The 1,741-nt window shown below is 62.9% G+C and carries 1 pseudogene; it reads right to left on the bottom strand.

Annotated elements, in window-relative coordinates:
- Window positions 1-149 precede the first annotated feature (149 nt).
- Window positions 150-1,511: pseudogene (locus tag ABT116_RS44295) on the bottom strand (PucR family transcriptional regulator ligand-binding domain-containing protein); the annotation flags it as partial.
- Between the last annotated feature and the right edge of the window lie 230 nt (window positions 1,512-1,741).

Genomic DNA, 1,741 nt, shown 5'->3' with positions numbered 1-1,741 from the left:
GGAGGCCGGCTCGATGAACCCGGTCGTGCTCCTCGACGAGATCGACAAGGTGGGCTCGGACTTCCGGGGCGACCCGGCCGCCGCCCTCCTCGAGGCAACTCGGCAGCCTTGTCCATGCGATTGCGCAGCGTGTGCCGGTGAACACCCAACTGCGCTGCAGCGGACTCCCATTGACCATTGTGGTGCAGGAACGCTTCGATCGAGTCCACCAGACGGGAACCGTTCTCGGCGTCGTAGTCTTCCAACACACCGAGACCGCCGGCCGCGATCGACTGCAGAACATCGTTCGACTGCACGCTCAACAGGAGGCTGAAAGTCCCGAGTTCCGAGAACGAAACGAGCGTGTGACCGTCGACCTGTCCCACTTTGGCAGCAGAGACGGCCTCGCGCAGACTGGCCGCCACACCGCTCATCGGCCGGACGCTTCCGATTCCGCCGTTGATGCTCCGGCGTGAATTCTCCCGAACTCTCGCATACACACTGCGCGTGACCTTCTCCGCAACTTCACTTTTCACGACGAACCACACGCCGGTGCCGTCATTCAGCGGAGCCAAGAGGTACGGCACCGCCTCTTCTTCGAGGGCCGCTGACGTGATGTCGGTTGCCGCCAGTAATGGTCCGACATCGGTCAAGGCAGTTGCAACCACCGGTGATTCGGATTCGAATCCGAAGTACCGCAACAGACTTTCGTCGACGTCGCCGCCGGCCTGGCGCACCATCGTCGCGACCGCCAACCTCAGCCGCCGTTCGGCATCGACAACCCGTGACGGCTTGGCAAGCTCGATGGTCAACAGCGATACCGTGTGCCCGACCAACAGTCGTTCGGACTGATCCAAGGCGGCGGCGGACGCCACGGCGAGAGTGCCACTCACGGCAAGCCGGTGAATGGCCAGGTGGCCGTCGTCGTCCACCACGACCCGGCTGCGCTCCTTGCCTGATCGCTCCCTGATGCGTTCGGGCAGAGACGAACTCGCACCTTCCGTCAGAGCCAGCACCGCTCCGTCCCGATCGAGAACACACACTGCTGCATGTACGGCACGCCCCAGAGCAGTGATCAAGGCCGGCACCCCGTCGAGCAAGGCACGCGCCAACTTCTCCTGCGCGTCGACCACCGCCTGCACCGTTCGTATCTGGTCGGCGGTCAGCTCGTCGATCACGGCCCGCGAGATGGCGATGAACGGCGTCTCCTTGGCGACGGAAAGCACGGCAAAGCCCAGTTCGTCGCCGGCCCTGATGATCGCGTCCGGAACCTTCTCGTGCACGGTGCCGGTGTCGAATGCCAGTGCCACCGCACCGGTCCGCGCAATGCGCTCGACGTACTCGAACTGCTTTGTCGCCGAACGCGAAAGATGCAGCCCCGTCGTCATGACAAGCTCGCCACCGGCGAGCCACCGACTCGGATCCTGTAATTCGATTGCGTGCGCCCAGCTGATCGGCAGATCCACGTCGTCGTGACCGGCAACGATCGTGAGGCCGAGCGAGGTGGTGGCCGCCAGGCGCCGGACAGTCATCGGCATTACCGGAACCTCCGAAGACATTGAACAGAAAGGCAGTGGATAAATGGGCAGTGGACAGAACTGACAGTTTCCGGTTGTGTTTTGTACATCAGGTCCATGTTCTGGATCACACGATGAGCTTAGCGTCTCTCCGAAAGAACTGATCGCGTCATGCAATAGGAGCTGAGCCCAGATGCCCGACAGCAGCACCGAAACAGCCGAAGCCGCCAGCGTCCACTCGACGC

Origin of the sequence: Streptomyces sp. NPDC002130, from assembly GCF_040296465.1 — a bacterium.
Classification (GTDB): domain Bacteria; phylum Actinomycetota; class Actinomycetes; order Streptomycetales; family Streptomycetaceae; genus Streptomyces.
Note: the sequence above shows the minus strand (reverse complement) of the source record. Positions and strands in the feature narration are given on the sequence as shown.